Below are 26,290 nucleotides of genomic sequence, written 5' to 3'. Positions count from 1 at the left end.
AAGACAAGTGCCGACCTACCAGTACCAGTGCACCGAGTGCGGCGAGGGCCTCGAGGCGGTGCAGAAGTTCACCGACGACGCCCTGACCGAGTGCCCCAACTGCGGTGGCCGCCTGAAGAAGGTGTTCTCGGCCGTCGGCATCGTCTTCAAGGGCTCCGGCTTCTACCGCAACGACAGCCGCGGCTCCTCCTCGAGCAGCAGCCCGGCGTCGTCGAAGTCGTCGAGTTCCACCTCGTCGTCCGGCTCCTCTTCCTCGTCGGACTCCGGCTCGTCGTCGACGAGCAGCACCTCCTCCAGCTCCAGCTCCGCCGCATAGGGTCGGCCGACCCGGCCCGGCCGTCACGCGACGGCGGGGCCAGGGCCTCTCCCCGGCCAGCTACTGTGCTCGTCATGGAGAACGCAGAGATAGGTGTCATCGGCGGCTCGGGTTTCTACTCCTTCCTCGACGACGTGACCGAGATCCGTGTCGACACCCCCTATGGGGCACCCAGCGACTCCCTCTTCCTCGGCGAGATCGCCGGCCGACGGGTCGCCTTCCTCCCCCGCCACGGCCGCGGCCACCATCTGCCGCCCCACCGCATCAACTACCGCGCCAACCTCTGGGCCCTTCGCTCCCTCGGCGTACGGCAGGTCCTCGGGCCGTGCGCGGTGGGCGGGCTGCAGCCCGAGCTCGGCCCCGGGACCCTGCTCGTCCCGGACCAGCTGGTGGACCGTACGAAGGCGCGTACGCAGACGTACTTCGACGGACTCCCCCTGCCCGACGGCACTGTGCCGAACGTGGTGCACGTGTCCCTCGCCGACCCGTACTGCCCCGTCGGCCGTGCGGCCGCGCTGCGTGCGGCACGCGGACGGGACTGGGAGCCGGTGGACGGCGGCACGCTGGTGGTGATCGAGGGCCCGCGCTTCTCCACCCGCGCCGAATCGTTGTGGCACCGGGCGCAGGGCTGGTCGGTGGTGGGCATGACGGGTCATCCCGAGGCGGCGCTCGCCCGCGAACTGGAGCTCTGCTACACCTCGTTGACCCTCGTCACGGATCTGGACGCGGGCGCCGAGACCGGGGAGGGCGTCTCGCACGACGAGGTGCTGAGGGTCTTCGCGGGGAATGTGGACCGGCTGCGGGGCGTGCTGTTCGACGCGGTGGCCGCACTGCCGGCGAACGAGAAGCGGGACTGCCTGTGCAAGGCGGCGCTGGGCGGGATGGATCCGGGGTTCGAGCTGCCGTGACCGGGGCGGTGGAGGGGGGCGGGGACGGAGGCTCCCGGAACATCTCGTTCGAGTGAGCGAGTTGTCCACAACCGGCCGGTAGTGCACGGGCGTCCGCGGACTTCGCCGCGAGGCCCCATCGTTGATCGCGTCCCGATCTCGCGATGCAGGTGGTGATCAGCATGGCCCGGTTCTCGCCCTCCCCACGTCCCTCGTACATGGCCGCTTCGGTGCCGCGCTTCGGCGCGCACGGCTCCATGAAACGCACGCCGTCGGACGCGTCCACACCTCCGCCGGACGGGTCCACACCCTCGCCGTACGGTGAGGCCCTCCTGGGTCCTCCGTACGGGGAAGACCTGGTTCGGCGGACGCGCGGGGAGGCCTTCGGTCACCTGTCGTGCGGCGACGCTCCCGTGGTCCCGCCGTATGCCGATGCCCTGCCGCGCCCGGCGGGGGTGGGCCTCCCGGGCCGCGCGGACACACCTGCGACGTGCTCGGTGCCGCACTTCGCTCCCGTCCGCGTGCGCAGCGGGTGCCACGGGTTGCGGCGCCTCGTGCGGCACCGGAGCAGGGCCGTGGCCATGGGCCTGGCGGTCACGGCGGCCACGTTCGTGGCGGCCGGGCCGGGCGGCTCCGAGGACGCACGAGGGCACACGGACGCCGCCGCGCACCCGCGGGCGGCGCCCGAGCCCTCGCGGGAGCGGGTCGCGGTCGAGATGGTGACGGCGCCGGTGCGGATCGCGGACGGGGCCACGGTGCGACTGCTGCGGCCCGGCGCCAAGGTCGACGTGATCGCCGCCGACAGCGGCGGCGGCGGCGCCAAGGTCGTGGCGGCAGGCGCCCTCGTCACGCGGGTGCCGGACGTCGACCCCACCGAGAACGGCGCGCTGGTCGTGCTCTCCGTGCCGCGGACCACGGCGGCGCTGCTGGCCGGTGCCGGCGCCACCTCACGGCTGGCGGTGACGCTTGGCTGAGCGGGCCGACGGACCCGTCACCGGGCCCGGATTGCGGCTTCCCTGGCCTGGGCTGGACAGGTACGGGACACCGTGCCGTAGGTTGCGGAGCTGTTCGTTCCGCAGTCTGTGCAGTCGAAGAGGAGCTCACTGGTGAGCGAGAAGAAGGTGCCGGAAGTCTGGCAGGGCTTCAAGGCCTTCCTGATGCGGGGAAACGTCGTCGATCTGGCGGTCGCGGTGGTCATCGGCGCCGCCTTCACCAACATCGTCAACTCCGTGGTGAAGGGGGTCATCAACCCGGTCGTGGGTGCGCTCGGCACCAAGAGCCTGGACAGCTACAACTCCTGCCTCCGGGGACCCTGCACGGGCACCGGCGACACCGCGACGGGCGTGCGCATCCTGTGGGGCTCGGTCCTCGGCGCGACGCTCAACTTCGTGATCACCGCCGCCGTCGTCTACTTCCTGATGGTCCTGCCCATGGCCAAGTACCTGGCCCGCCAGGAGGCCCGCCGCAAGGTCAGACAAGGCACCCAGGGCGAGATGGTGGACGTGACCGAGCTGGAGGTGCTCAAGGACATACGCGACACGCTGGTCGCACAGCGCGGCCCCAGCCGCAGCGAGTCGTAGCTCACAGGCGGCGGGGCGGCACCGCGCGGCGGCCGCTCACAGATGGTGGGGCGGCTTCTCGTCGAGGAAGCGCGCCAGGTCGGCGGCGCTGTCCCCGCTCGACTCGGGTCGCTCGCCCCACCCCTGGTCCGTGTCGTCCGAGGACTGCCGGCTCAGCGGGTCGTCGAAGACGAGGGCGTCCTTGGGGTCGGACTTCGGGTCCCGTGGATCGCGGGCGGGGGTGGTGCTCATGCCACCAGCGTACGTCCAGGGCGTCCGGGGCGGGCGTCGCAGGATCCGCGCGCCCCTGCGTCCGCCGGTGACCGCAGGGGCGACACCGGTCGCGTGGCCCTCACCCGGGTGGTGGTGACCGACGGGAGACGAAGGATCATGGGGCCATGACAGTTGACGCGTTGACAGATGTCATGAATCTGCGTGTGGGACACGCCACACGGACGGGCGACGGCTGGCTCACCGGCACCACGGTCGTCCTCGCCCCGGAGGGCGGGGCAGTGGCGGCCGTGGACGTGCGGGGCGGCGGGCCCGGCACCAAGGAGACCGACGCGCTCGATCCCCGCAACCTGGTACAGAAGGTCGAAGCGGTCGTGCTCACCGGCGGCAGCGCATACGGGCTCGACTCGGCGTCGGGCGTGATGGCCTGGCTGGAGGAGCGCGGGCGTGGTGTGCGAGTCGGTCCACAACCGACGCACGTGGTGCCGGTCGTGCCCGCCGCCTGCGTCTTCGACCTGGGACGCGGCGGCGACTTCAGGGCCCGGCCCGACGCGGCCGTCGGCCGGGACGCCGTGGAGGCGGCCGCTGCGAGCGAGCCGGGCGCGCCGGTGGCGGAAGGCTGCGTGGGGGCGGGCACGGGAGCGACGATCGGGCCGGTCAAGGGTGGCGTCGGCACCGCGAGCACCGTGCTCGACTCGGGGATCACGGTGGGCGCTCTGGTGGTGTGCAACGCGGTGGGTTCGGCGGTCGACCCGGAAACGGGTGCCCTGTACGGGGAGTTGTTCCAGGGCCGGGTCGACCGTCCCGCACCAGAGGTGCACGACGCGGCACAGCGGCGGCTCGCCGAGCTCGCCGCGCACAGACCCCAGCCCCCGCTCAACACCACCATCGCCGTCGTGGCGACCGACGCCGAACTCACCAAGGCCCAGGCACAGAAGCTCGCCGGTGTGGCGCACGACGGTATCGCGCGGGCCGTACGGCCGGTGCACCTGCTCAACGACGGGGACACGGTGTTCGCGCTGGCGACCGGCGCGCGTCCGCTCGACTCCACAAGCCCCCTTGCGCTCAACGAGGTGCTCGCGGCGGGCGCGGACCTCGTGACACGCGCGATCGTACGGGCCGTGCGCGCCGCCGAGTCGGTGGAAGGACCGGGCGGAGTGTGGCCCTCGTACGAGGAGTTGTACGGCGACCACTAGTCGCCGGGACGGGCGATTGTCCCGGTTCTGTCACGTGATGGCGTGGACCGCGACGACCGGGAACCCGTGGCCGTGGCATTCGCTCTTTCTCCACGTACTCGAGCGGAACCCCCACACCACGACGAATCTGGAGAAGCCCGTGGCAACGCCGGACCTGCGAGCGCGGCGCGTACTGGCGGCCTGTGCCGCCCTGATGGCCGGCGCCCTCGCCCTCACTGCCTGCGGCGGCAACGCCAATGCCGACAACAAGGACGGAGCCGGCTCACAGGACTCCGCCAAGACCTCGACCGCCACGATCGTCATCTCCGCGAAGGACGGTTCGACCGGCGCCTCGATCAACACGACCGGGGTGAAGGTCAGCGACGGAAGGCTGACCGAGGTGAAGATGACGGTGGCGGAGACGGGCACAGTCGTGCCCGGGGAGACGTCCGCGGACGGAACGTCCTGGAAGCCGAAGCAGCAGCTGGAGCGCGGGGCCAAGTACGAGATCTCGGCCACCGCCAAGGATGCGGGCAACCGCGTGGCGGCCGCCAACTCGATCTTCACCACGGTCACATCGGCCAACAGCTTCATCGGGACGTACACGCCCGACAACGGGACGACGGTCGGCGTCGGGATGCCGCTCTCCTTCACCTTCGACAAGGCGATCAGCGACAGGAAGACCGTGCAGTCCCACATCACGGTGACCTCCAGCAGCGGGCAGCAGGTCGTCGGGCACTGGTTCGGGGCGCAGCGCCTGGACTTCCGGCCCGAGGACTACTGGAAGGCCGGTTCCAAGGTCACGATGAAGCTCGACCTCGACGGGGTCGAGGGCGCGAACGGCGTCTACGGAGTGCAGAAGAAGACCGTGTCCTTCACCGTCGGCCGCTCACAGGTCTCCACGGTCGACGTCCGCACCCAGACGATGACGGTCGTGCGGGACGGCAGGACCCTCAGGACGGTCCCGATCTCGTCGGGCAGCCCGCAGCACACCACGTACAACGGGCAGATGGTGATCTCCGAGAAGTTCGTCCAGACCCGTATGAACAGCCAGACGGTCGCCCTGGGCGGCGAGTACGACATACCGGATGTCCCGCACGCGATGCGGCTGACCACCTCGGGGACGTTCATCCACGGCAACTACTGGTACAACAAGGCCAACCCGCCCTTCGGCCGCGAGGGCACCAGTCACGGCTGTGTCGGAATGCCGGACGTGCGGGGCGCGCGGGGGGACACGATCGCCAAGTGGTTCTACGACAACTCACTCGTCGGGGACGTCGTGATCGTCACGAACTCCCCCGACCGGACGGTCGCGCCGGACAACGGGCTCAACGGCTGGAACATGCCGTGGAGCGCCTGGAGTGCGGAAAGTGCCGCCTGACCGGGGGCGCATGACGATACATCGGACCGCGCGGGAACGCACCGCGCGGCCCGTCCGTTTTCCCACCGTACGTTTTCTCGGTTCCCGGACATGATGTCCGACCGAGGGGCTACGGTATGCACCCACAAGGTGACATGCAGCGACGCCGGGAGAAACCTTGAGCGTTCCGTACGAGACGGCGGCGTACGAGCCAGCCGAGTCGCCCGAGTCTCCGGAGGAGCACCTCGCGCGACTCCTCGGCCGCGCCCTGAACTCCTTCGACCTGCCCGACGAGACGATAGGACGGCTCGACTGCGCGCTGGCGTACGACAGTTCTCTGCACTCCGCGCACCACAGCGCGGGGCTGCACCGCGAGACGTACCGGCACACATGGCTGCTCGCAGACGGTTCGGCGGTCACCCTGTCGGAGCTCGTGCACAACACCGGGCCGGACGGTCACCTGGAGCACGAGGTGTACGTGGACGAAGAGGAGCTGCGCGCGGCCACGTCCCGGCTTCCGCTGCCGCCGGACACCCCCGATTTCGAGCTGCCCGTACTGGTGCAGTCGCCACCCGTTTCCGAGCTCCGTCACGCCTACGTACCGGACGACTCGGCGGACCACGCGCGGCGGCTGCTGCGCCGGGCGGAGAACCCGGACCCGCCGGACTCGGATCTCGCGGCGTTACTGCTGCGCTCCGCGCTGGCCCACGAGATCACACAGGCCTTCGGCCGCCCGTTCCGGGCCGGCCGCCAGGCGGGGCTGTCCTACGCGCTCTACGAACACGCGTTCCTGCTGCGTGACGGCCGCGAGGTGTCCCTGTGGGAGGTCGAGCACACGGCGACACCGGACGGCCGGCACATGTGCGAGGTGTACGCGTCCGAGGAGGCGGCGAGAGAGGCGATGGAGCGACGCGCGGCGGCGCTCGGCTGACCCCAGCCCCAGGACGGCGTCTGCGGCGCGCGGTCTAGGAGCGGCCCTCGTCGAACTGCCGCATCAGGCCCGCGAAGGCGTCGCGTTCGGCCGGGGTGAGTTCGACGGACTCCAGGGCCGGACCCCCCTTCCGCTGGTCCGGAAGGGACCCGAGCCGGTTGCGGTAACGCCGTGCGGCCTCCTCGAAGCGACGGCGACGCAGAATGCGACCCGCGCAGACGATCCAGATGGCGCTCGCCAGGGCGAGGAGGGGCACACCCAACAGCTGGAAGGTCGACGCGTCCGCAGGCATGCCCCAAGTAGACACCACGATCCGGGCTTTTGGCGCCGGACCGTGACGCATATCGCAGATACGACGAGTGCCCCGAAGGGTTCAGATGGGCCGCAATGGGCCCCTTGGAACCGGCCTCGGCCACGCACGGGGCGCGACACACCTCCCGCGCGGGGCGCGACGCGCCTCCCGCCTGTCGCACGTCGGCCGCAACACCGTCAAGGGGGTTGCGGACGACGTCTGATGGGTGTTGCCGCTCGTCAGGCGGCGACCGGCTGCCGGGATTCGTCGCGGGCCGCTGTCGCCACTCCCGGGGCCTCCTTCGCCGCACCCTCGGGGCTCTGCCGGCGCATTCCCTTCAGGACCACCACCAGGGCCGTGGTCACGCACACACCGGCGGCGATGGCGACGAGATAGAGGAGCGGGTTGCCGATCAGCGGGACCACGAAGATGCCGCCGTGCGGGGCGCGCAGAGTGGCACCGAAGGACATCGACAGGGCTCCGGTGACCGCACCGCCGATCATCGACGAGGGGATCACGCGCAGCGGATCGGCCGCCGCGAACGGGATCGCGCCCTCGGAGATGAAGGAGGCGCCCAGCACCCAGGCGGCCTTGCCGTTCTCACGCTCGGTCTGCGTGAACAGCCTGCCGCGCACGGTCGTGGCCAGCGCCATCGCCAGCGGCGGGACCATACCTGCGGCCATCACCGCGGCCATGATCTTCATCGCCGAGTCGCTCGGGTCGGAGACGGCGATACCGGCCGTCGCGAAGGTGTAGGCGACCTTGTTGACGGGGCCGCCGAGGTCGAAGCACATCATCAGGCCGAGGAGCACGCCGAGCAGGATGGCGTTGGCGCCGGAGAGGCCGTTCAGCCAGTCGGTCATGCCCTTCTGCGCGGAGGCGATGGGCTTGCCGACGACCACGAACATCAGGAACCCGACGACCGCCGAGGAGATCAGCGGGATCACCACCACCGGCATGATGCCGCGCAGCGCCTGGGGGATGTGGATCCTCTGGATCGCCATCACCACACCGCCGGCGAGCAGACCGGCCACCAGGCCGCCGAGGAAGCCCGCGTTGATGGTGAGGGAGATCGAGCCGCCGACGAAGCCGGGCACGAGACCCGGCCGGTCCGCCATGCCGTAGGCGATGTACCCGGCCAGGACCGGGATGAGGAAGCTGAAGGCCACGCCGCCGATCTGGAACAACAGGGCGCCCCAGCTGTCCGCCTGCGTCCACACGAAGTGGTCCATGACCGAAGGCGCCTTGTTGATCCTGTAGCCGCCGATCGCGAAGCCGAGGGCGATGAGCAGACCGCCCGCGGCGACGAACGGAACCATGTAACTCACGCCGGACATCAGCCACTTGCGCAGCCTGGTGCCGTAGCCCTCGCCGGGGTCACCGGAGCGCTCGACCGGCGTCCCCGGAGCGGTCGCCGCGGTCACCTCGCCGCGCGCGGCTTTGCCACGCACGTCGGCGATGAGCTCGGCGGGGCGGTTGATGCCCGCCTTCACCCCGACGTCGACGGTCGGCTTGCCGGCGAAGCGGTCCTTGTCCCGCACGGGGACGTCGTGGGCGAAGATCACGCCGTCCGCCGCCTCGATCACGGCCGGGTCGAGCCGGGTGAACCCGGCCGAGCCCTGTGTCTCGACGACGACCTCGACGCCCGCATCACGGCCCGCGTTCTCCAGCGACTCGGCGGCCATGTAGGTGTGCGCGATGCCGGTGGGGCAGGAGGTGACGGCGACGATGCGGAACGGGCGGGCGGCGGCACCGGGCTGCGCGGCGGTCTCGCCCTCCACGCCGGCACCCGACACCGAGGCCGTGCCGTCCACCGCAGCGCCGGAGGAGGCCGACGATCCGGCCGGGGCCGCTGCGGCGTCCTCGGAGCCGGCCGTCGCAGCCCCGGCCGCGGCCGCCTCGTCCCCACGGATGAGCGCGGCCGCGGCCGCGGCGTCGTCCACCGCCCGCAGCGCGGACGTGAACTCGGCGTTCATGAGCTGGCGGGCGAGGGAGGACAGGATCGTCAGGTGTGCGTCGTCCGCGCCCGCCGGAGCGGCGATCAGGAAGATCAGGTCGGCCGGACCGTCCGGAGCACCGAAGTCGATGCCTTGCGTGCTGCGCCCGAAGGCGAGCGTCGGCTCGGTGACGTACTCGCTGCGGCAGTGCGGGATCCCGATGCCGCCGTCGAGCCCGGTCGGCATCTGTGCCTCGCGCGCCGCGACGTCGGCGAGGAAGCCGTCCAGGTCCGTCACCCGGCCCTCGGCCACCATCCGCTCGGCGAGGGCGCGTGCCGCCGCCTCCTTGGTGTCGGCGGACAGGTCGAGGTCGACCAGGTCCTCGTTGATCATCTCGCTCATCGCGGGCTCCTTCGCACGCGTATCGCCCGGGGAGTCTCATGGGCGGTGGTGGGGACGGGAATGCAGTGAGGTGGTACGGCGGGAAAGGGGACGCCCGGGCGGCCCGGGGAACCCCGTCTCCCCGTGGCGGTGGGAGTGGTCGGGTCCCCCCGCGGCTCAGGGGGTGTGAGACAGGCGCTCATGAGACGGGCTCCGTCAGAACGCGGTCCACGGGTACCTCCGGCGTGACCGTCACGGCGGAGGGGTCAAGGTCGGCCGGGGTCGGCATCACACTGCCGGGCAGCTGAACCGCCGCGGCCCCGTGGGCGACGGCGGAGGCCAGGGCCTTCGGGCCGCTGCCGCCGGCGATCAGAAAGCCGGCGAGGGAGGAGTCGCCTGCGCCGACGTTGCTGCGTACGACGTCGACGCGCGCGGTGCCGAACCAGACGCCGTCGGCGGACACGAGCAGCTGGCCGTCCGCACCGAGGCTCGCGAGCACGGCGCCTGCGCCCAGCTCGCGCAGTTCCTCGGCCGCCTTCACCGCGTCGCCCACCGTGGCCAGGGGGCGCCCGACGGCCTCGGCGAGCTCCTCGGCGTTCGGCTTCACCACGTCGGGGCACTCCCGCAACGCCTCCAGCAGGGCGGGCCCCGAGGTGTCGAGCGCGATCCGGGCGCCCGCGGCATGGGCGCGGGCCACCAGGTCCGCGTACCAGGAGGGGGCCAGCCCGCGCGGGAGACTGCCGCAGCAGGTGATCCAGGTGGTCTCGGCCGCGCGGTACTGCTCGCGGACCGTCTCCAGAAGAAGCTCGGCCTCGGCGGCGGAGAGTTCGGGACCAGGCGCGTTGATCTTGGTGAGGGTGCCGTCGGGCTCGGCGACCGAGATGTTGGAGCGGGTGGCCCCGGCCACCGGTACGGGCGCGGCCTCGATGCCCTGCGCGTACAGCAGGTCGGCGACGAGCGCGCCCGGCGCGCCTCCGAGGGGCAGGACGGCGACCGTGCGCCGTCCGGCGGCCGCGACCGCGCGCGAGACGTTCACGCCCTTGCCGCCCGGGTCCATACGTTCGCCGGTGGCCCGGATGACCTCACCGCGATCGAGGGACGGGACCTCGTAGGTGCGGTCGAGGGACGGGTTCGGGGTGACGGTGAGAATCATGCGCGCACTACTTCCGTGCCGCCGCGCTCGATCGCCGTGGCCTCCTCGAGGCTCAGCCCGCTGTCGGTGATGAGCAGATCCACGTCGCCGAGCTCTCCGAAGCGGGCGAAGTGCTCCTGGCCGTGCTTGGAGGAGTCGGCGAGCAGCACCACGCGGCGTGCGGCGCGGATCGCGGCGCGCTTGACGGCGGCCTCGGCGAGGTCGGGCGTGGTCAGTCCGTGGTCGGCGGAGAAGCCGTTGGCCGCGATGAACACGACGTCGGCCCGGATCTCGCCGTACGCGCGCAGCGCCCAGGCGTCCACGGCGGCGCGCGTACGGTGCCGTACGCGTCCCCCGACCAGATGGAGCTGGATGCCGGGGTGATCCGCGAGGCGGGCCGCGGTGGGCAGGCTGTGCGTGACCACGGTCAGCGTCGTGTCCAGGGGGATGGCACCGGCCAGCCGGGCGACGGTCGAGCCGGCGTCGAGGATCATCGTGCCCTCGCCCGGCAGCTCCGCGACGGCCGCCTTCGCGATCCGGTCCTTCTCGTCGGCCGCGGTGGACTCCCGTTCCGCGAGGTCCGGCTCGAAGTCCAGGCGTCCGACGGGTATGGCACCGCCGTGCACCCGGCGCACGAGGCCGGCCCGGTCCAGAGCCTTCAGATCGCGGCGGATCGTTTCGGCCGTGACCTGGAACTCCTCGGCCAGCGACACCACGTCCACCCGCCCGCCGTCACGGGCGAGCCGGAGAATCTCCTGCTGCCGCTCCGGTGCGTACATGCCCGTTCACCTCCGACTTATGCCCGAACGTGTGGTTTCCTCCGGAGGCTACGTCTGGATTGCCGAAAAGTAAACGGGTTCGGGCAGCAACTCGGACACAAACGGGCCTCAGCCCCGGAGGGCCGGGATTTCCTGCGGGCGCCCCCACGCGGCGGGGCCCGGCGGACTCGCGCAGAACGCGACCCGCCGGGCGCCATCGACCACCGCTCCAAAGACGACCACCGCTCAGGGAACGAGCACCGGCTCCGGCTCCCCGGCCGGCTCCTTCTCCGTGTCCGCCTCCGCCCCCTCCATGTGCTGCGCCGGCCGCCTCGGCAGGGCGAACATCAGCAGGAAGATCACCGCCAGCACGGCCGCGACCCAGCCCAGCGCGTACTGGAAGGCGTGCGCGAAGGCGGGGCCGACCTGCGTCGGAGTCAGCCGGTCGCCGATCTCGCCGAAGAAGACCACCGACACCAGGCCGAGACCCAGCGCGTTGCCCATCTGCTGCACCGTGTTGATCAAGCCGGAGGCCGAACCCGAGTGCTCCCGCGGCACCTCGGACAGGACCGCGTCCGTCAGCGGGGCGACGATGAGCCCCATGCCGACGCCCATGACCACCAGCGGCAGCGCCATCTGCCAGGAGGCTATGGCGAGGCCGTACCGGTCGGACTCCCAGATGTAGAGGAGCACGCCCGCCCCCATCACCAGCGCCCCGGCCTGCAGCACCTTGCGGCCGAAGCGCGGGACCAGTTTCTGCACGGACATCCCGGCAGCCGTGGAGACCGCGAGCGAGAACGGCACACCCGTCAGACCGGCCCGCAGTGCACTCCAGCCCAGCCCGACCTGCATGTACAGCGTCCAGACCAGGAAGAAGATCCCGAGGCCGACCCCGAAGACCGTCTGCACCGCGATGCCCGCCGCGAAGCTCTTCACGCGGAAGAGGGAGAGCTCGACGAGCGGAGACCCGTCCAGCCGGGTCTTCCGCCTCTCGTACGCCACGAGCGTCGCGAAGACGACGAGCGCGCCCGCCATCGACGCGTACCCCCACAGCGGCCAGCCCAGTTCCCGGCCGCGCGTGAGCGGGTAGAGCAGCATCAGCAGGCCCAGCGTGACCAGGGCGACGCCGACGAGGTCGAGGCGCAGGGCACGCGGGGCCCTGGACTCCGTGATGAAGGGACGGCCCAGCAGGAAGGCGCCGACGCCGACCGGCAGGTTGATCAGGAAGATGGGCCGCCACTCGAGCCCGAAGAGGTTCCACTCGGTCAGCAGCGCACCGAGGAGCGGTCCGGAGACGGCCCCGAGGCCGACGATCGCGCCGAACAGGCCGAAGACCTTGCCCCGCTCGTGTGCCGGGAAGGTGGCGTGCACGATCGACAGCACCTGCGGCACCATCAGCGCGGCCATCGCGCCCTGGAGGATCCGCGACGCGACGAGCATCTCCGGGTTCACCGCGAACCCGCACAGCGCCGAGGCTAGGGTGAAGCCGCCTATGCCAATCAGGAAGAGGCGCTTGCGCCCGTGGATGTCACCCAGCCGCCCGCCGGTGATGAGCCCGGCGGCGAAGGCGAGCGCGTACCCCGCGGTGATCCACTGGATCTGGCTGAAGGATGCGCCCGCGTCCCGCTGGATCGACGGGATCGCGATGTTGACGATCGTGACGTCGACCAGGTCCATGAAGGCCGCGGTCATCACGATGGCGAGCGCAAACCAACGCCTGCGATCGCCCGCGCCGCGGCCGGCCGCGGTGCTGCTGAGTGTGCTCTCGGTGGAGGTCATGGTCCGAAGGTAGGGCCCTATTAGGTCAGATCATGTCCTAGTCATCGGGCATCATCGGATTCATGACGACCGACACTCCCGCCCGGCTCCTGCAGCTGCTCTCCCTGCTCCAGACCCCGCGCGAGTGGCCCGGCGGTGAGCTCGCCGAGCGGCTCGGGGTCTCCCGGCGCACGGTCCGCCGGGACATCGACCGGCTGCGCGAGCTGGGCTACCCGGTCCAGGCCACCAAGGGCGCCGACGGCGGATACCGACTGGTCGCCGGGAAGGCCATGCCGCCGCTCCTGCTCGACGACGAGGAGGCGGTGGCGATCGCGGTCGGGCTGCGCGCCGGCGCCGCGCACGCGGTCGAGGGCGTCGACGAGGCGTCCGTGCGGGCCTTGGCCAAGCTGGAACAGGTCCTGCCGGCCCGGCTGCGCCATCGCGTCGCCACGTTCCAGGCCGCCACCACTCATCTGACCAGTGGTGACGGGGCGAGCATCGCGCCCGAGACACTGACCGTGATGGCCTCGACGATCGCGGGCCGCGAGCGGCTGCGGTTCGCCTACCGCTCCGGGGACGGAACCCGGTCACGGCGCCTGACCGAGCCATACCGGCTGGTCTCGACGGGGCGCCGCTGGTACCTCGTCGCCTACGACCTCGAGCGCGACGACTGGCGCACATTCCGGGTCGACCGGGTCGCCGAGCCGTTGGCGACGGGCGCCCGGTTCGCACCGCGGGAACTGCCGGCGGGGAGCGCGGCGGAGTATCTGCGGCAGTCGGTGTACCGGCGGCAGGAGACGTACGAGTTCGAGGCGACGTTCGCCGCGCCGGCGAACGTGGTCGCCGCGCGCCTGCCCCACTGGTTCGACGCACCCGAGCCGCTCGACGAGGACAGCTGCCGGCTGCACGGCGCGACAACCGACTCCATGGAGTGGCTCGCGGTGCGGCTCGCCATGATCGGCTGCGAGTTCACGGTGCACCGCCCTGACGAACTGGTCACACGCATACGGGACTTGGGGGATCTTCTGAGTCGGGCGGCGCAGGCGCGGCAGGACTGAGAGGCAGGGCTCAGCCGATCTCCCACACGAAGTCCCGCAGGGCTTCCAGGTTCCGGACGGCGAGGCAGGCCGGACCGCTCGGTCCGACGGCCGGTTCATCGCCCGCGGCCCAGCTCTCCACCGCCACGCGCACGGAGGCACTGGCGAGAGCGGCGGCGAAACGGAGAGCGGGGGTGACGTTCACTGACGCCTGGTCACCACCCTGCGTCCGCACCGCCAGCACCTCCGCCAACTCCCGTTCCCCGGCCTGACAGATCTCGGCCCACACCTTGGTGAGCGCGGGGTTGGTGCCGGTGAGGCGCAGCAGGGCGCGAACGCACTCCAGGGACCTCGCGGAGACGCCTGCGCCGGGGGTCAGGGTGTGGACCGCCGCATGGTGCAGGGCCTCGGCGACGGAGAGGCCCACGGGGGCATCACGGACGGCCTGCGACCACTGGTGCGCGCCCGCCGAGAACAGCGGGGCGAGCGCCTCCTCCTTGGTCGCGAAGTAGCGGTAGAAGGTGCGCGGTGCGACCCCGGCGGAACGGGCGATGTCCTCGGCACGGGTGGCCCGCAGGCCGTTCGCCATGAAGAGCCCCGCGGCGGCCCGGGCGATCTCCATCCGGGTCGCCGCCTTGCGCCGCTCGGTGAGTGACATGCCCTCGGGTTCTTGCGTCGTACGGCCGGACGAAGCCCCGGTCATACGCCTGGTACCGGTCACGACGGCAGGTTATGCCGCTGTGGCACAATCTGCCATTCGAGGCCGCCCCGGGGTTCAGGTCCGGGGCGGCCCGTCGATCTGTCCTGCCCGCGACGGGGCAGGAAAAGAGCCGGGCCCCGGCGCCAGGGGGGAGTGGCGCCGAAGCCCGGCTCGGGGAGAGTCCCGGCACCGGGGGGAAGTGCGTCGGGACTCGGCTCTCGGGGACGCGAACGGTGCGTCCGGCCCGTACCCTGCGGGACCTGGAGGTCTTGTGCCCCGGACCCGGCGAGTTGAAGCGATGGAACGCGCCAACTCCGTGCGACGCGGCGGGCGGCCTGACGGCTTCCGCCCGGGCGGAAGCCGTCAGGCCGCCGCGTCGAAGCCCGTCTGCCGTGCCATCTTCTTCAGCTCGAGCAGCGCGTGCTTCTCGATCTGCCGGATGCGCTCGCGCGTCAGACCGTGCTCCTTGCCGACCTCCGTCAGGGTGCGCTCCCGGCCGTCCTCGATGCCGTACCGCATCTTGATGATGGACGCCGTCCGCTCGTCGAGTCGTCCGATGAGGTCGTCCAGTTCCTCGCTGCGCAGCAGCGTGAGCACCGACTGCTCCGGGGACACCGCGGACGTGTCCTCCAGCAGGTCGCCGAACTGGGTCTCGCCCTCGTCGTCCACCGACATGTTCAGTGAGACCGGGTCACGGGCCCAGTCGAGGACGTCGCTGATGCGGTCCGGCGTGGAGTCCAGCTCGGCCGCGATCTCGCCCGGCTCGGGGTCCCGCCCGTGCTCACGGTTGAACTCCCGCTGGACACGGCGGATCCGGCCCAGTTCCTCGACCAGGTGCACGGGCAGCCGGATGGTCCGGGACTGGTCCGCGATGGACCGGGTGATCGCCTGACGGATCCACCAGGTCGCGTAGGTCGAGAACTTGAAGCCCTTGCGGTAGTCGAACTTCTCGACTGCGCGCACCAGGCCCGCGTTGCCTTCCTGGATCAGGTCGAGCAGCGGGAGACCGCTGCGCGGATAGCGTCGCGCCACGGCGACGACGAGCCGGAGGTTCGAGCGGATGAAGATGTCCTTGGCCCGCTCGCCCTCGGCGACCAGGGCCTCGAGTTCCTCACGGGTGGCGTCGGCCCTCGCCTCCTCCTCCCCGTCGAGGATCTGGCGCGCGAACACACCCGCCTCGATGATCTGGGACAGCTCGACCTCCCGGGCGGCGTCGAGCAGCGGCGTACGCGCGATCTCATCGAGGTACATGCCGACCAGGTCGCGATCGGCGATCTCGCCGCCATGGGCGCGAACACTGTTTGCCGCGTCGGCGGTCTCGCTCTCGGCGGACTTGCGACGGGCGACGGCACGGGTTGCCATGCGTGCTCCCTTGCGATGGTGGGCTGGCGAATGGTCCAGTGACGCTTCGGACACCCTTCCGGGTGCCCTGCATCCGATGGAAACAACGACTGGAATCAGGACAGAATTCCCAACCGGCACCTCAATTTTTCTGATCATGCAGTACCCTGTCCCGCCACGAGGGAGGCCGGATGCTGCCGGAACCTAGAGAGGTGCAGGTCAGGCCGGGAGTCGAGAGTGACCTCGGGGCCCTCACCGACCTCTACAACCACTATGTGCGCGAGACGCCCATCACCTTCGACACCGCGGCCTTCACCCCGAAGGAGCGGCGTCCTTGGCTGCTCTCCCACCCTGAAGACGGGCCGCACCGGCTCATGGTTGCCGTGGATCCCGACACACAGGGGATTCTCGGGTACGCCGCATCCAGCGCCTTCCGCCCCAAGCCGGCGTAGGCGACCTCGGTGGAGGTGACGGTCTACCTCGCCCCGCGGGCCACGGGCCGCGGCGTCGGCACTCGGCTCTACAGCGCCCTCTTCGCGTCTCTCACCGGGGAAAACCTCCACCGGGCGTACGCGGGTGTGGCCCAACCCAACGAAGCGTCCGTACGACTGCACGAACGCTTCGGCTTCCGCCACATCGGCACGTACCGCGAGGTGGGGTACAAGTTCGGACGGTACTGGGACGTGGCCTGGTACGAGAAGGAGCTGTAGCCCCGGCGGCCGGTCAGCCGAACTGCACCGACCTCTTCGCCAGCCCCATCCAGAACCCGTCGATCACCGACTTCTGCGCGTCGAGTTCCCCGCTCGCGTCCGCCGCGCCCAGGGCCACGAACAGCGGGGCGAAGTGCTCCGTGCGGGGGTGGGCGAGCCGGCCCGCCGGAGACTTGCGGATGAAGCCGACCAGCGCGTCGACGTCGCCGGCCTCCAGCGCGCGATGCCCCCAGTCGTCGAACTCCGCCGACCAGCCCGGCACTCCCCCGCCCGCCTGCCGCAGGGCCGCCAGGTTGTGGGTGAAGAAGCCCGAGCCGATGATCAGGACACCCTCGTCGCGCAACGGGGCCAGCTTGCGGCCGATCTCCAGGAGCTTTTGCGGGTCGAGGGTCGGCATGGAGACCTGCAGGACCGGGATGTCGGCGCCGGGGTACATCTCGACCAGCGGAACGTAGGCGCCGTGGTCGAGGCCGCGGTCGGGTACGTCCTGCACGGGGGTGCCGGGAGCGCGCAGCAGCTTGCGCACCGCCTCGGCGAGCTCGGGAGCGCCCGGGGCGCCGTATGTCACCCGGTAGTAGTGCTCGGGGAAGCCCCAGAAGTCGTAGACCAGCGGAACCGTCTCCACGGCACCGAGCGCCAGCGGCGCCTCCTCCCAGTGGGCGGAGACCACGAGGATCGCCTTCGGGCGCGGCAGGTCCGCGGACCAGGCGGCCAGCTGGCCGGGCCAGACCGGGTCGTCGGCGAGCGGGGGTGCGCCATGGCTCAGGTAGAGGGCGGGCATGCGCTCGGGCGCGGTGCGCTCCTCGATGACAGCGGACATGGCGCCGCTCCCTTCCCCGTTTACTTGAAGACTCAAGTTGTAACGGGAGCGTACCCCTCACTTGTTTAAACTTCAAGGAGGAGCCTCGTAAAGTGGTCTCATGACGACGGCATCCGCTGATGACACACGCTGGCTCACCGACGCGCAACAGCGCACCTGGCGTGCGTACATGCACGCCGTCACCCTGCTCGAGGACCATCTCGACCGTCAGCTGCAGCGCGACGCGGGCATGCCGCACGTGTATTACGGACTGCTCGTCCATCTCGCCGAGGCACCGCACGGGCGGCTGCGGATGACGGAGCTGGCCAGGCGGGCGAAGATCACGCGCTCCCGGCTCTCGCACGCCGTCGCCCGCCTGGAGAACCACGGCTGGGTGCGGCGCGAGGACTGTCCCTCCGACAAGCGCGGACAGCTCGCGGCCCTCACCGACGCGGGGTACGCGGTGCTGTCGCGCACCGCACCCGGACACGTGGCGGCCGTGCGCCAGGCCCTTTTCGACCGGCTCACCCCCGAACAGCAGAAGTCCCTCGGCGAGATCATGTCGATCATCGCCGAGGGACTGCAGCCCAAGGAGGCCGGGGCGGACCTTCCCTGGATGCGCTGAGGCGCCGGGCGGGACAGCGCGGACGCAGGTCCGCGCCGGCCCCGCGAGGTTGCGGGTGCCGGGGCGGACCCGGAGTGCTCGGGCGAGGCGCCCTGCCCTCGCCCGTGGTGTCCCGCTCGCCTCCGGGGCGCCGAAGCCCCTCGGGCTCACTCCCGTGACCTGCCGATGGACGGACACCCGCCGGGCACGATCAGTGGGCGACCACCGGAACCTGCACCTCGTCCTCGGCGCCCTTGCCCGCACCCTGGCCGGAGACCGAGGCCGCGCCCGGGCGGCCGGCGTTGACGAAGGTCAGGGCGATGACCGCGGCGAGCACGAGGATGCCGACGGCGAACCAGATCGCGTTCGCGTAGCCGTGCACCTGACCCTGCAACTGGACCAGCTGCGCCTGCGACTTGGAGGTGGCGGTCGCGATGTGGTCCTTGATGTAGGACGTGGTCGCCGAGGCCGCGATCGTGTTCAGCAGGGCTGTGCCGATCGCGCCGCCCACCTGCTGGGAGGTGTTGACCATCGCGGAGGCGACACCGGCGTCCCGCGGCTGGACTCCGTACGTGGCCAGGGCCATGGCCGGCATGAACGCCGTACCCATGCCGAGGCCGAGCAGCAGCATGGCCGGCAGCACCAGGGCCGCATACGACGAACCGAGCTCCAGCTGGGCCAGCAGGAACATGCCGGTGGCGGCGACCAGGAAGCCGGGACCCATCAGCAGCCGCGCCGGCACGCGGGTCATCAGCCGCGTACCGATCTGGGTGGAGCTCGTGATCATGCCCGCGATCATGGGCAAAAAGGCGAAGCCGGTCTTGACCGGCGAGAAGCCCTTCACGACCTGCAGGTAGTAGGTGAGGAAGAGGAACGTGCCGAACATCGCGATGATCGCGAGACCGAGGGAGAGGTAGACGCCTCCGCGGTTGCGGTCGGTGATGACGCGCAGCGGCAGCAGCGGGGTCTTGACCTTGGACTCGGTGACCACGAAGGCCACGAGCAGCACGGCGGACGCGGCGAACAGGCCGACGGTCAGGGTGTCGCCCCAGCCGTCCGACTCGGCGCGCGTGAAGCCGTAGACGAGCGAGACCAGGCCGAGGGTGGAGAGGATGACGCCCGGGATGTCGAGCGACGAGCGGTTGCGGCCACCCTCCGGCTCCCGGATGACGAAGTAGGCGCCGGCCGCCGCGACGACGGCGAAGGGGATGTTGACGTAGAACGTCCAGCGCCAGTCCAGGTACTCGGTGAGGAAGCCGCCGAGGATCAGGCCGACGGCGCCGCCGCCACCGGCGATCGCACCGTAGATGCCGAAGGCCTTGGCACGTTCCTTGGCGTCCGTGAACATCACCGCGAGCAGGGACAGCGCGGCAGGCGCGAGAAGTGCGCCGAAGACGCCCTGGAGGGCGCGGGAGCCGAACATCATCGCGCCGCTCTGCGCCGCGCCGCCGAGCGCGGAGGCGAGGGCGAAGCCGGCGAGGCCGATGACGAAGGCACGCTTGCGGCCCCACAGGTCGGCGACCCGGCCGCCGAAGAGCAGCAGACCACCGAAGGCGAGGGCGTAGGCGGTGACGACCCACTGGCGGTTGCCGTCCGATATCCCCAGGTCCTGCTGGGCGGACGGAAGCGCGATGTTCACGATGGTGGCGTCGAGGACGACCATCAGCTGGGCAAGCGCGATGAAGACGAGGGCCCGCCAGCGACTGGAGTCGGGAGCGGAAGCGCCCGGGATGTTTCGGGCTGTTTCAGACATGGAGGTATCCACTTCGGGACTTCGTGACGGAAATGTCAGGACTCGGGAGCGAAAAGAGATCAGACGGAAGAGGGGCAAGCGGAATGGGGTGCGGGAGGGCGCGGCCTGTCGACGGTGACGACCTGAGCGCCTGTCATGTCACGGATTTCTGACGTCTTGCAGACGGGCGGAGCACGCGGAACTCATCGCTCAGGACTGGCGCAGATCCTCCATGGTCGCGGTCGTACCGGGCAGTTCGGAGCGGGCCGGGGCCCGCAGGCCGTCCAGGAACAGTTGCAGATGGCGGTGGACGAAGCGGTCGAGGCTCACGCAACCGGTGCCGGCCGGCGGCCTGCTCAGTTGCGCGACGGCGATCATCAGGTCCCCGACGCCGATGTCGGGGCGGAGCTGCCCGGCCGCGCAGGCGCGGTCCATGAGCTCTGCGATCAGTCGCCCGACCCGTTCGCGCGCCGCTTCCAGGTCGGGGTGGTGCTTGTCGAACGCGCCGGCCGCCATCGGACACAGCGCGCTGATCCGCTCGTCGGCGGCGGTGTGCACAAAGCGCGAGAGCGCCTCGAAGGCGTCGCCGCTCTCGGCGAGGGCCCGTTCGGCGTCTTCGGCCGTTCGGTCCATGACCCAGCAGACGACCTCGCTGGCGAGTGCGTCGCGGTCAGGGAAGTTGCGGTACACCGTGGCGTTGCCGACACCGGCCCGGCGGGCGATCTCGTCGAACGGCACCTCGGGGCCGAACTCGACGAACATCTCCCGGGCTGCGGTGAGGATCCGCTCCCGGTTGCGCAGAGCATCGGCACGCGGCCGGGACGCTCGGCGCGGCACGGGGGGTGCGGTCTGCACGGCGTACTCCTCGGGTGGAGTGGAAACGCGTTCCGGGGAATCAGTCCCCGTTTCGCTCGGACACAGGGCTAAACGGGGAATCGGTCCCCGGTTATTTCCCGGCCCGGCACCGACTCGATGTGAGCTGAGACACATTCGACACCCGGCCGGGCGACCCCTGACTACCGGCCGCCGACCGCCCGGCCGCTTCGGGCCACCGCCCCCTCCGCCCGCCTCTCCGCGGCCGTCGGACCGTCACCCTTTCCGTGTCCGCGAACCCCTCGTTCGGGCTGCTCCAGCGCGCGGCCCGACCCCCCTTCGACACAGGGTGAGCCCAAGGGGGCAGTCGGTGACCGGCGGCTGCCGTGGAGCGAAGGGTCACCGCATGCAGCTGTCCCGCCGCCGGATACGCTCCCGCCGCGTCGCCTCGCTCGCCTCAGTCGCAGTCCTGACACTCGCGGTCTCCACCTCCGCCGGCACCGGACATCTGGTGACGGGCTCCACGACACCGGGACCCATCGCACCGGGCCGTGACTCTGCGCTACGCGCCTGCATGATCCACGGCCACAGCGGCGTCCAGATGCCTGAAGGCATCCCGACCCCCGCCGGGTACGTCCGCTCCACCGGCACCGTCCACGCCCTGAACCTGATGATCGACTTCTCCGACGCACCCGGCCAGGGCAGCGCGTCGGCCCGGTTCGCGGAGTTCTTCCCGCAGACCCAGAAGTGGTTCATGACCAGCTCCTACGGCCGGCTCGACTACCGCCCGGAGACCCCGATAGATCACTGGCTGCGCATGCCCAAGCCGTTCGCGGCATACGGCATAGAGCGCGGCGCACCCTTCGACCCCGGCTACCGCCGGCTGGTGCAGGACATAGTGGCCGCCGCCGACCCCCAAGTGGACTTCCGCCGCTACGACCTGCTGAATGTACTGGTCACACCGAACGCGGGCCCCTCCGCCCTGGACACCGTTCTGTCGGTGACCTTCGCGGGCAACACCGACGCCCCGGTCGCCGACGGCGTGCCGCTGTCCAACGCGTCCTTCATCTACAGCCGCCAGGACGACGGCTCCGGCTCCTACGCCCGGACCGGCTACCGGGTCCTGCCGCACGAGAACAGCCACACCTTCGGCCTGCCCGACCTCTACACCCAGGACGGCGGAGGCGCCGTCGGGCACTGGGACATCATGAGCGAGGACTGGGGCGCCGACAACGACCTGCTGGCCTGGCACAAATGGAAGCTCGGCTGGCTCGACGACTCCCAGGTCAGATGTGTCAGCACCCGCGGCACCGCCGTCTACCCGCTGACCCCGCTGGGCCGCCGCGGCGGCCGCAAGCTGGTCTTCATACCGATCAGCTCCCGGGCCGGATACGCCCTCGAACTGCGCACCCGCGCCGGCAACGACGCGGCGGTGTGCCGGCCCGGCATCCTCGTCTACCGGGTCGACGCGGACGTCGACACCGGCAACGGGCCCATCACGGTCTACGACGCCGAGCGCGACAGCGGCGGCTGCACCCGCAGTCCCAATGTCCACGCCGAACTGTCCGACGCCACGTTCCTCCCCGGCCAGACCTTCGCGGATCCGAAAGCAGAAATCGTCGTCACCGTCGTGGGCACCGATGGATCCGGGGACTTCCGCGTGCGCGTGACACGACGGTGAGGCGTCCCCGGGGGCATCCGGGGCCAGGGGCGGCGCACGACGCGGGCGAACACGGCGGACCGGTCCTGCCCGGCATTACCGTGATTCCATGCGCCCGAACGCCACTCCCGCCCAGGACTCGGCCGCCCCCGCCGAAGCCGTCACGCCCCTGATGCGTGGGCTCACCGTGCTGCGGCGGCTCACCGACGCGGACGGCAGCTGCAGCCTCAGCGCCCTGGAGCGGGCCAGCGGGCTCGCCCGCTCCACGGTCGACCGGATCACGGCGACGCTCGCCCGCATGGGGTACGTACGGCTCGACGGGCGGGACGCCGTTCTCGCCCCACGGCTGATGGAACTGGGCAACTCCTATCTGGCCGCGCTGCGGCTGCCCAAGCTGCTGGATCCGCACGCGGATGCACTCGCCGACGAGCTCGACGAGTCGGTGTCGCTCGCCGTCGCCGACCGGGACGGCATCCGCTTCATCCACCAGGCGACCCGCCGCCGCGCGATGTCGCTGAGTTTCCGCATCGGCGATCTGCTGCCCGCGGAGCGAACCGCCCCCGGGCCGCTGTTCGCCACCGAGTGGGACGAGACGGAGTGGAAGCGGTGGCGCGAGCGGCGGGTCGCGGACCCCGAGGACCGCCGTTTCCCTGCGGTGCCGGTCCGCAGCCGCCCACTCGACGGGTCCGACGGCAGCACCCTGGGCGACGACTTCGAGGAGCGCACGGAGCAGGCCCGCGACCGGGGATGGGCACTGGACGACCAGCTGATCGAGCCGGGTCTGGTGGCGCTCGCCATGCCCGTACGGGAGGCGGTCGGCCGCATCGCCTGTGTGGTCAGTGTGGTCAGCCACACCAGCCGGCACTCCGCGGACGATCTGTACCAGGCCCTGCTGCCCCGGCTGCGCTCGGCGGTGGCGGCGATGGAACGCGAACTGCGCGAGGCGCCGCCCGCCACTCCGGACGTGCCGTCAGGGCTCGCGACCTGGACCGGGACGTCCAAGCAGGAGCTAGGGCGGGAGTTCGTGGAGTCGCTGGCCCGCGGCCTGACGGTGATCACGTCCTTCGGGGAAGGACGCCGCGAACTGACACTCACCGAGGTGGCCGAGGCGACAGGGCTGGCGCGGGCGACGGCCCGGCGGGCACTGATCACACTGGAGCACCTCGGGTACGTCACCGCACACGACCGTGTCTTCCGGCTCACCCCACGCGTCCTGGGCCTCGGCTATCCGCCGCTGTCCCGGGTCACGTTGCCGGACATCGCCGCTCCCCATCTGACCGCCCTGTCCGAGCTGGTGCACGAGTCGACCTCGTTGGCGGTGCTGACGGGTGACGAGATCCAGTACACGGCCCGCGTGGCCCCGCGTCGCATCATGAGCGTCAACGTCACCCTCGGAACCCGGCTGCCCGCGTATCCGACGTCGCTGGGCCGGGTCATGCTGGCGGACCTGGCGGAGCCGAGGCTGCCCGAGATCACCTCGCTGACACCGCGGACGGTCACGGACCCCGGCGAGCTGAGGGCCGTGCTGGGCCGCGTCCGGCGCGAGGGATACGCCTTGGTCGACGAGGAGTTGGAGGAGGGGCTGCGGTCGATCGCGGTGCCGGTGCGGGATCGCGGGGGCAGGGTGGTCGCGGCGGTGAACGTCGCCATGCACAGCAGCCGCCGGACGGTCGAGGAGTGCGTGACCGAGGTGCTGCCGGTACTGCGCGCGACCGCGGCACGGATCGAGGCGGATCTGCATATGGCGGGGCGGTTCAGGAAGGTGCCGAGCATCTGATGGAGGCCCGTGCCGGGGACCGTCGCACTCCGTCGTCCGGAAGGCACGGTTGCGCTCGAGCCCATGCGTACCGCAGGGTCCTCGGCCCGGAGAAGGTCGCGCACGCCTGAGCCGCCACACCCATGTGGGCCACCTCGTCTCCCCGATGAGAATGCAGTGCGGGACCGGCGAAGGAGAGTGCGTCAGGGCCTGCGCGAGCCGTGCAGCGACAGCCCCGGAGCCGTACTCGGCCTTCCTCCGAGCAGCCGCCGCTTCCCCCAAGGACCGGATATGTACGTCCTCGTGAAGCTGCGGGTTTGTGTGTGACGTGATCCCATAATCGCGAGAGCGCATGGCGAATACGCCGCGATGCATGCCCTGCTCGCGAGATCCGAAGTCGCCGGTTCCGAGTCTCGTGCTGACCACGCTCCAACACCCGACCGTTCGCGGGGATGAGATCGACCGTGCGGGAACGCCCACGTCGACGTGCCTCCGGTCCCGCGATGACGAGAGAACCTGACATGCAAGCAATCACCGTTCGAGACCGTGATGTTGGTGTCGCCGGACTGTCCTTGACGGAAACGCCCTATCCCCATGCGGCCGAGAACGACGTCATCGTGCGGGTCCACGCCGCGGGGTTCACCACCGGAGAGCTGGACTGGCCGGCCACGTGGACCGATCGCGCCGGCCGCGACCGGACCCCGAGCGTGCTCGGGCACGAGTTGTCCGGTGTCGTCGTCGAACTGGGGTACGGGACCACCGGCCTCACCGTCGGCCAGCGGGTGTTCGGACTGACCGACTGGGCCCGCAACGGCTCACTGGCCGAGTACACCGCGGTCGAGGCGCGCAACCTTGCTCCCCTTCCGGCGGACGTCGACCACACCGTGGCCGCCGCATTGCCGATCTCCGGCCTGACCGCATGGCAGGGCCTGTTCGACCACGGCAGGCTCACGACGGGCCAGACCCTCCTGATCCACGGCGCCGTGGGCGGAGTCGGGTCGATCGCGGTGCAGCTCGCGCGCGAGGCGGGCGTCCGGGTGATCGGTACCGGCCGGGCCTCCGGCAGGGACGCGGCAGTCGCTCTCGGCGTGGATGCCTTCGTGGACCTGCAGGCCGAACGGCTGGAGGACATCGGCGAGGTCGACGTGGTGTTCAACGCGATCGGCGGAGACGTCCTCGACCGTTCGGCCGCGCTGGTACGCGCCGGCGGCACGCTCGTCTCCATCGCCACGCCGCCCAGGGTCCGGCCCAAGGACGGACGTGCCGTCTTCTTCGTCGTCGAACCCGACCGCGCCCGGCTGGCCGAGCTCGCCCAGCGGCTCAGGGAGGGACGGCTCAAGCCCGTCGTCGGGGCGGTGCGGCCGCTCACCGAAGCGCCGGCCGCGTTCGCCCCCGACCGACGCACCCCAGGCAAGACGATCATCCGGGTCACCGAGGACTGAAGTGATCGCCCAGGTCACCGGAGGCCCAAGAAGGAGAGCAATCATGATCGGAACATGGATCGCCGGCGGCTTTCTGGCCGCCGGCATAGCGGCCACGGCCACCGCGTGCTCCCCCGCTACAGACCGTGCCACGGCCACCGCGCAGGTGGCGCCGGCCCCTGCCGTGGCCTCGCCACGCCCGACCGAGACGCTGACGCCCGTGTTCGAACAACCACTACCGGATGTCCAGGGCAAGACCTTCACCACGGCGATCGTGGACTTCCCGCCCGATTCCCATGCGCTGCCGCATCGGCACGGCGCGGCCTTCGTCTACGCCTACGTACTCGAGGGCACGGTACGCAGCCGGCTCGCCGGGGAGCCGACCCGCACATACCACCAGGGCCAGCACTGGGTCGAACCACCGGGCGCCCACCATGTGCTCACGGAGAACACCAGCCGGACGAAGCCGGCGAAACTGCTGGTCATCTTCATCACCGACACGGGAGACAAACTCAAGATCGACGATTCGCCGGCACCGGCACCGACACAGGGCACCGGCTCCACGACGGGCTGACAGCCAGTCGTTCCAGGTACCGACCGGCAGGCGCAGGTACGCATCGTCCGGAAAGTTCCCTGGGCGGACCATTCCCCTACGGCGTCGAGGCCAGGCCCCCTGCCCCTCGGCTTCGTACTCGTATGGACCTCGAGCGGCCACATGCTGCACCGGGGAGGAGCACGTCTGCCGAGCCACAGGGCCGAACCACGTCGACTTGGCTCCCCGACACCAACGCCCGCCCCACCCCAGATCCGGTACGCTGTGGATCGAGCGCCCCGGCAGGGCGCTGCGGCGTGTCACGCGGGTCCCGCGCGCTCTTCGCAGCAGCCTGCCCCAGGTCGCTCAGGGCTTGACCACGAGACCTGGCTCCGACCCGCACATCGAGTTCCGAGCAAGGTTTCACACAAGCAACGCCTTCGTAGCTCAGGGGATAGAGCACCGCTC

Annotated in this window: 24 protein-coding genes and 1 pseudogene; 14 read left to right on the top strand and 11 right to left on the bottom strand. The window is 71.0% G+C overall.

The window, feature by feature from the left end; translation table 11 throughout:
- Positions 1-7: 7 nt before the first annotated feature.
- The 4 genes from VXC91_RS16830 (at position 8) to mscL (ending at position 2,783) form a co-directional block, all read left to right on the top strand.
- On the top strand, positions 8-316 hold the full coding sequence (locus VXC91_RS16830; RefSeq protein ID WP_329508069.1) for an FmdB family zinc ribbon protein: 309 nt from the start codon (positions 8-10) through the stop codon (positions 314-316).
- Positions 317-390: 74 nt separating this feature from the next.
- Entirely contained in the window at positions 391-1,224 is an 834-nt protein-coding gene (locus tag VXC91_RS16825) for an S-methyl-5'-thioadenosine phosphorylase (RefSeq protein WP_329508068.1), read from the top strand.
- Positions 1,225-1,367: 143 nt separating this feature from the next.
- On the top strand, positions 1,368-2,177 hold the full coding sequence (locus VXC91_RS16820) for a hypothetical protein (RefSeq protein WP_408057396.1): 810 nt from the start codon (positions 1,368-1,370) through the stop codon (positions 2,175-2,177).
- A 132-nt stretch (positions 2,178-2,309) separates the two neighbouring features.
- Entirely contained in the window at positions 2,310-2,783 is a 474-nt protein-coding gene (gene mscL / locus VXC91_RS16815; protein WP_329508067.1) for a large conductance mechanosensitive channel protein MscL, read from the top strand.
- Between the two features lie 36 nt (positions 2,784-2,819).
- Here mscL and VXC91_RS16810 read toward each other — a convergent pair whose 3' ends face one another.
- A complete protein-coding gene (locus VXC91_RS16810) occupies positions 2,820-3,014 on the bottom strand; it encodes a hypothetical protein (RefSeq protein WP_329508066.1) in 195 nt (64 codons plus the stop codon).
- Between the two features lie 146 nt (positions 3,015-3,160).
- On the opposite strand from VXC91_RS16810, the gene VXC91_RS16805 reads away from it, so the two are divergent.
- The 3 genes from VXC91_RS16805 (at position 3,161) to VXC91_RS16795 (ending at position 6,459) form a co-directional block, all read left to right on the top strand.
- Positions 3,161-4,189: a P1 family peptidase gene (locus VXC91_RS16805; RefSeq protein WP_329508065.1), complete on the top strand. Its 1,029-nt coding sequence runs from the start codon at positions 3,161-3,163 to the stop codon at positions 4,187-4,189.
- Positions 4,190-4,328: 139 nt separating this feature from the next.
- Positions 4,329-5,549 (top strand): L,D-transpeptidase, encoded by a 1,221-nt coding sequence (locus VXC91_RS16800; protein ID WP_329508064.1) that lies wholly within the window; start codon positions 4,329-4,331, stop codon positions 5,547-5,549.
- 157 nt (positions 5,550-5,706) lie between these two features.
- Positions 5,707-6,459, top strand: a complete 753-nt coding sequence (locus tag VXC91_RS16795; RefSeq protein ID WP_329508063.1) for a DUF6227 family protein — start codon at positions 5,707-5,709, stop codon at positions 6,457-6,459.
- Between the two features lie 34 nt (positions 6,460-6,493).
- Here VXC91_RS16795 and VXC91_RS16790 read toward each other — a convergent pair whose 3' ends face one another.
- The 5 genes from VXC91_RS16790 to VXC91_RS16770 all read right to left on the bottom strand — a co-directional run bounded on the left by VXC91_RS16790 (position 6,494) and on the right by VXC91_RS16770 (position 12,738).
- Positions 6,494-6,751, bottom strand: coding sequence for a hypothetical protein (locus VXC91_RS16790; RefSeq protein ID WP_329508062.1), 258 nt, complete (start codon positions 6,749-6,751; stop codon positions 6,494-6,496).
- A 239-nt stretch (positions 6,752-6,990) separates the two neighbouring features.
- A complete protein-coding gene (locus VXC91_RS16785; RefSeq protein ID WP_329508061.1) occupies positions 6,991-9,090 on the bottom strand; it encodes a PTS fructose transporter subunit IIABC in 2,100 nt (699 codons plus the stop codon).
- A gap of 178 nt (positions 9,091-9,268) precedes the next feature.
- The gene (gene pfkB / locus VXC91_RS16780) at positions 9,269-10,222 is read right to left on the bottom strand and encodes a 1-phosphofructokinase (RefSeq protein WP_329508060.1); all 954 of its coding nucleotides are present in this window, start codon (positions 10,220-10,222) and stop codon (positions 9,269-9,271) included.
- Positions 10,219-10,980 (bottom strand): DeoR/GlpR family DNA-binding transcription regulator, encoded by a 762-nt coding sequence (locus VXC91_RS16775; RefSeq protein ID WP_329508059.1) that lies wholly within the window; start codon positions 10,978-10,980, stop codon positions 10,219-10,221. The genes pfkB and VXC91_RS16775 overlap by 4 nt, the downstream gene beginning before the upstream one ends.
- 225 nt (positions 10,981-11,205) lie before the next feature.
- A complete protein-coding gene (locus tag VXC91_RS16770; RefSeq protein WP_329508058.1) occupies positions 11,206-12,738 on the bottom strand; it encodes an MFS transporter in 1,533 nt (510 codons plus the stop codon).
- A 62-nt stretch (positions 12,739-12,800) separates the two neighbouring features.
- On the opposite strand from VXC91_RS16770, the gene VXC91_RS16765 reads away from it, so the two are divergent.
- Positions 12,801-13,775: a helix-turn-helix transcriptional regulator gene (locus tag VXC91_RS16765; protein WP_329508057.1), complete on the top strand. Its 975-nt coding sequence runs from the start codon at positions 12,801-12,803 to the stop codon at positions 13,773-13,775.
- 10 nt (positions 13,776-13,785) lie between these two features.
- Here VXC91_RS16765 and VXC91_RS16760 read toward each other — a convergent pair whose 3' ends face one another.
- Positions 13,786-14,376, bottom strand: a complete 591-nt coding sequence (locus VXC91_RS16760) for a TetR/AcrR family transcriptional regulator (protein ID WP_329508086.1) — start codon at positions 14,374-14,376, stop codon at positions 13,786-13,788.
- Positions 14,377-14,817: 441 nt separating this feature from the next.
- Complete coding sequence (locus tag VXC91_RS16755) at positions 14,818-15,816, bottom strand: sigma-70 family RNA polymerase sigma factor (RefSeq protein WP_329508056.1); 999 nt, start codon at positions 15,814-15,816, stop codon at positions 14,818-14,820.
- A gap of 170 nt (positions 15,817-15,986) precedes the next feature.
- On the opposite strand from VXC91_RS16755, the pseudogene VXC91_RS16750 reads away from it, so the two are divergent.
- Positions 15,987-16,505, top strand: a pseudogene (locus VXC91_RS16750) (N-acetyltransferase family protein).
- 13 nt (positions 16,506-16,518) lie between these two features.
- Here the strand turns inward: VXC91_RS16750 and VXC91_RS16745 are convergent.
- Positions 16,519-17,325: a dioxygenase family protein gene (locus tag VXC91_RS16745; RefSeq protein WP_329508055.1), complete on the bottom strand. Its 807-nt coding sequence runs from the start codon at positions 17,323-17,325 to the stop codon at positions 16,519-16,521.
- Positions 17,326-17,425: 100 nt separating this feature from the next.
- Between VXC91_RS16745 and VXC91_RS16740 the strand changes: the two genes are divergently transcribed.
- Positions 17,426-17,929: a MarR family winged helix-turn-helix transcriptional regulator gene (locus tag VXC91_RS16740; RefSeq protein ID WP_329508054.1), complete on the top strand. Its 504-nt coding sequence runs from the start codon at positions 17,426-17,428 to the stop codon at positions 17,927-17,929.
- A 190-nt stretch (positions 17,930-18,119) separates the two neighbouring features.
- Here the strand turns inward: VXC91_RS16740 and VXC91_RS16735 are convergent, their stop codons facing one another.
- Both VXC91_RS16735 and VXC91_RS16730 read right to left on the bottom strand, forming a co-directional pair.
- The gene (locus VXC91_RS16735) at positions 18,120-19,661 is read right to left on the bottom strand and encodes an MFS transporter (protein ID WP_329508053.1); all 1,542 of its coding nucleotides are present in this window, start codon (positions 19,659-19,661) and stop codon (positions 18,120-18,122) included.
- A gap of 189 nt (positions 19,662-19,850) precedes the next feature.
- Positions 19,851-20,495, bottom strand: a complete 645-nt coding sequence (locus VXC91_RS16730) for a TetR/AcrR family transcriptional regulator (protein WP_329508052.1) — start codon at positions 20,493-20,495, stop codon at positions 19,851-19,853.
- A 364-nt stretch (positions 20,496-20,859) separates the two neighbouring features.
- Between VXC91_RS16730 and VXC91_RS16725 the strand changes: the two genes are divergently transcribed.
- The 4 genes from VXC91_RS16725 (at position 20,860) to VXC91_RS16710 (ending at position 25,864) form a co-directional block, all read left to right on the top strand.
- The gene (locus tag VXC91_RS16725) at positions 20,860-22,134 is read left to right on the top strand and encodes a M6 family metalloprotease domain-containing protein (protein WP_329508051.1); all 1,275 of its coding nucleotides are present in this window, start codon (positions 20,860-20,862) and stop codon (positions 22,132-22,134) included.
- Positions 22,135-22,222: 88 nt separating this feature from the next.
- A complete protein-coding gene (locus tag VXC91_RS16720; protein ID WP_329508050.1) occupies positions 22,223-23,890 on the top strand; it encodes an IclR family transcriptional regulator domain-containing protein in 1,668 nt (555 codons plus the stop codon).
- Positions 23,891-24,390: 500 nt separating this feature from the next.
- Positions 24,391-25,311 carry an NADP-dependent oxidoreductase gene (locus tag VXC91_RS16715; RefSeq protein ID WP_329508049.1) on the top strand — a complete coding sequence of 307 codons (921 nt, stop codon included), beginning with the start codon at positions 24,391-24,393 and terminating at the stop codon, positions 25,309-25,311.
- A 43-nt stretch (positions 25,312-25,354) separates the two neighbouring features.
- Positions 25,355-25,864: a cupin domain-containing protein gene (locus VXC91_RS16710; RefSeq protein ID WP_329508048.1), complete on the top strand. Its 510-nt coding sequence runs from the start codon at positions 25,355-25,357 to the stop codon at positions 25,862-25,864.
- The last annotated feature ends 426 nt before the right edge of the window (positions 25,865-26,290 follow it).

Origin of the sequence: Streptomyces chiangmaiensis, from assembly GCF_036281785.1 — a bacterium.
GTDB lineage: Bacteria > Actinomycetota > Actinomycetes > Streptomycetales > Streptomycetaceae > Streptomyces > Streptomyces chiangmaiensis.
Note: the sequence above shows the minus strand (reverse complement) of the source record. Positions and strands in the feature narration are given on the sequence as shown.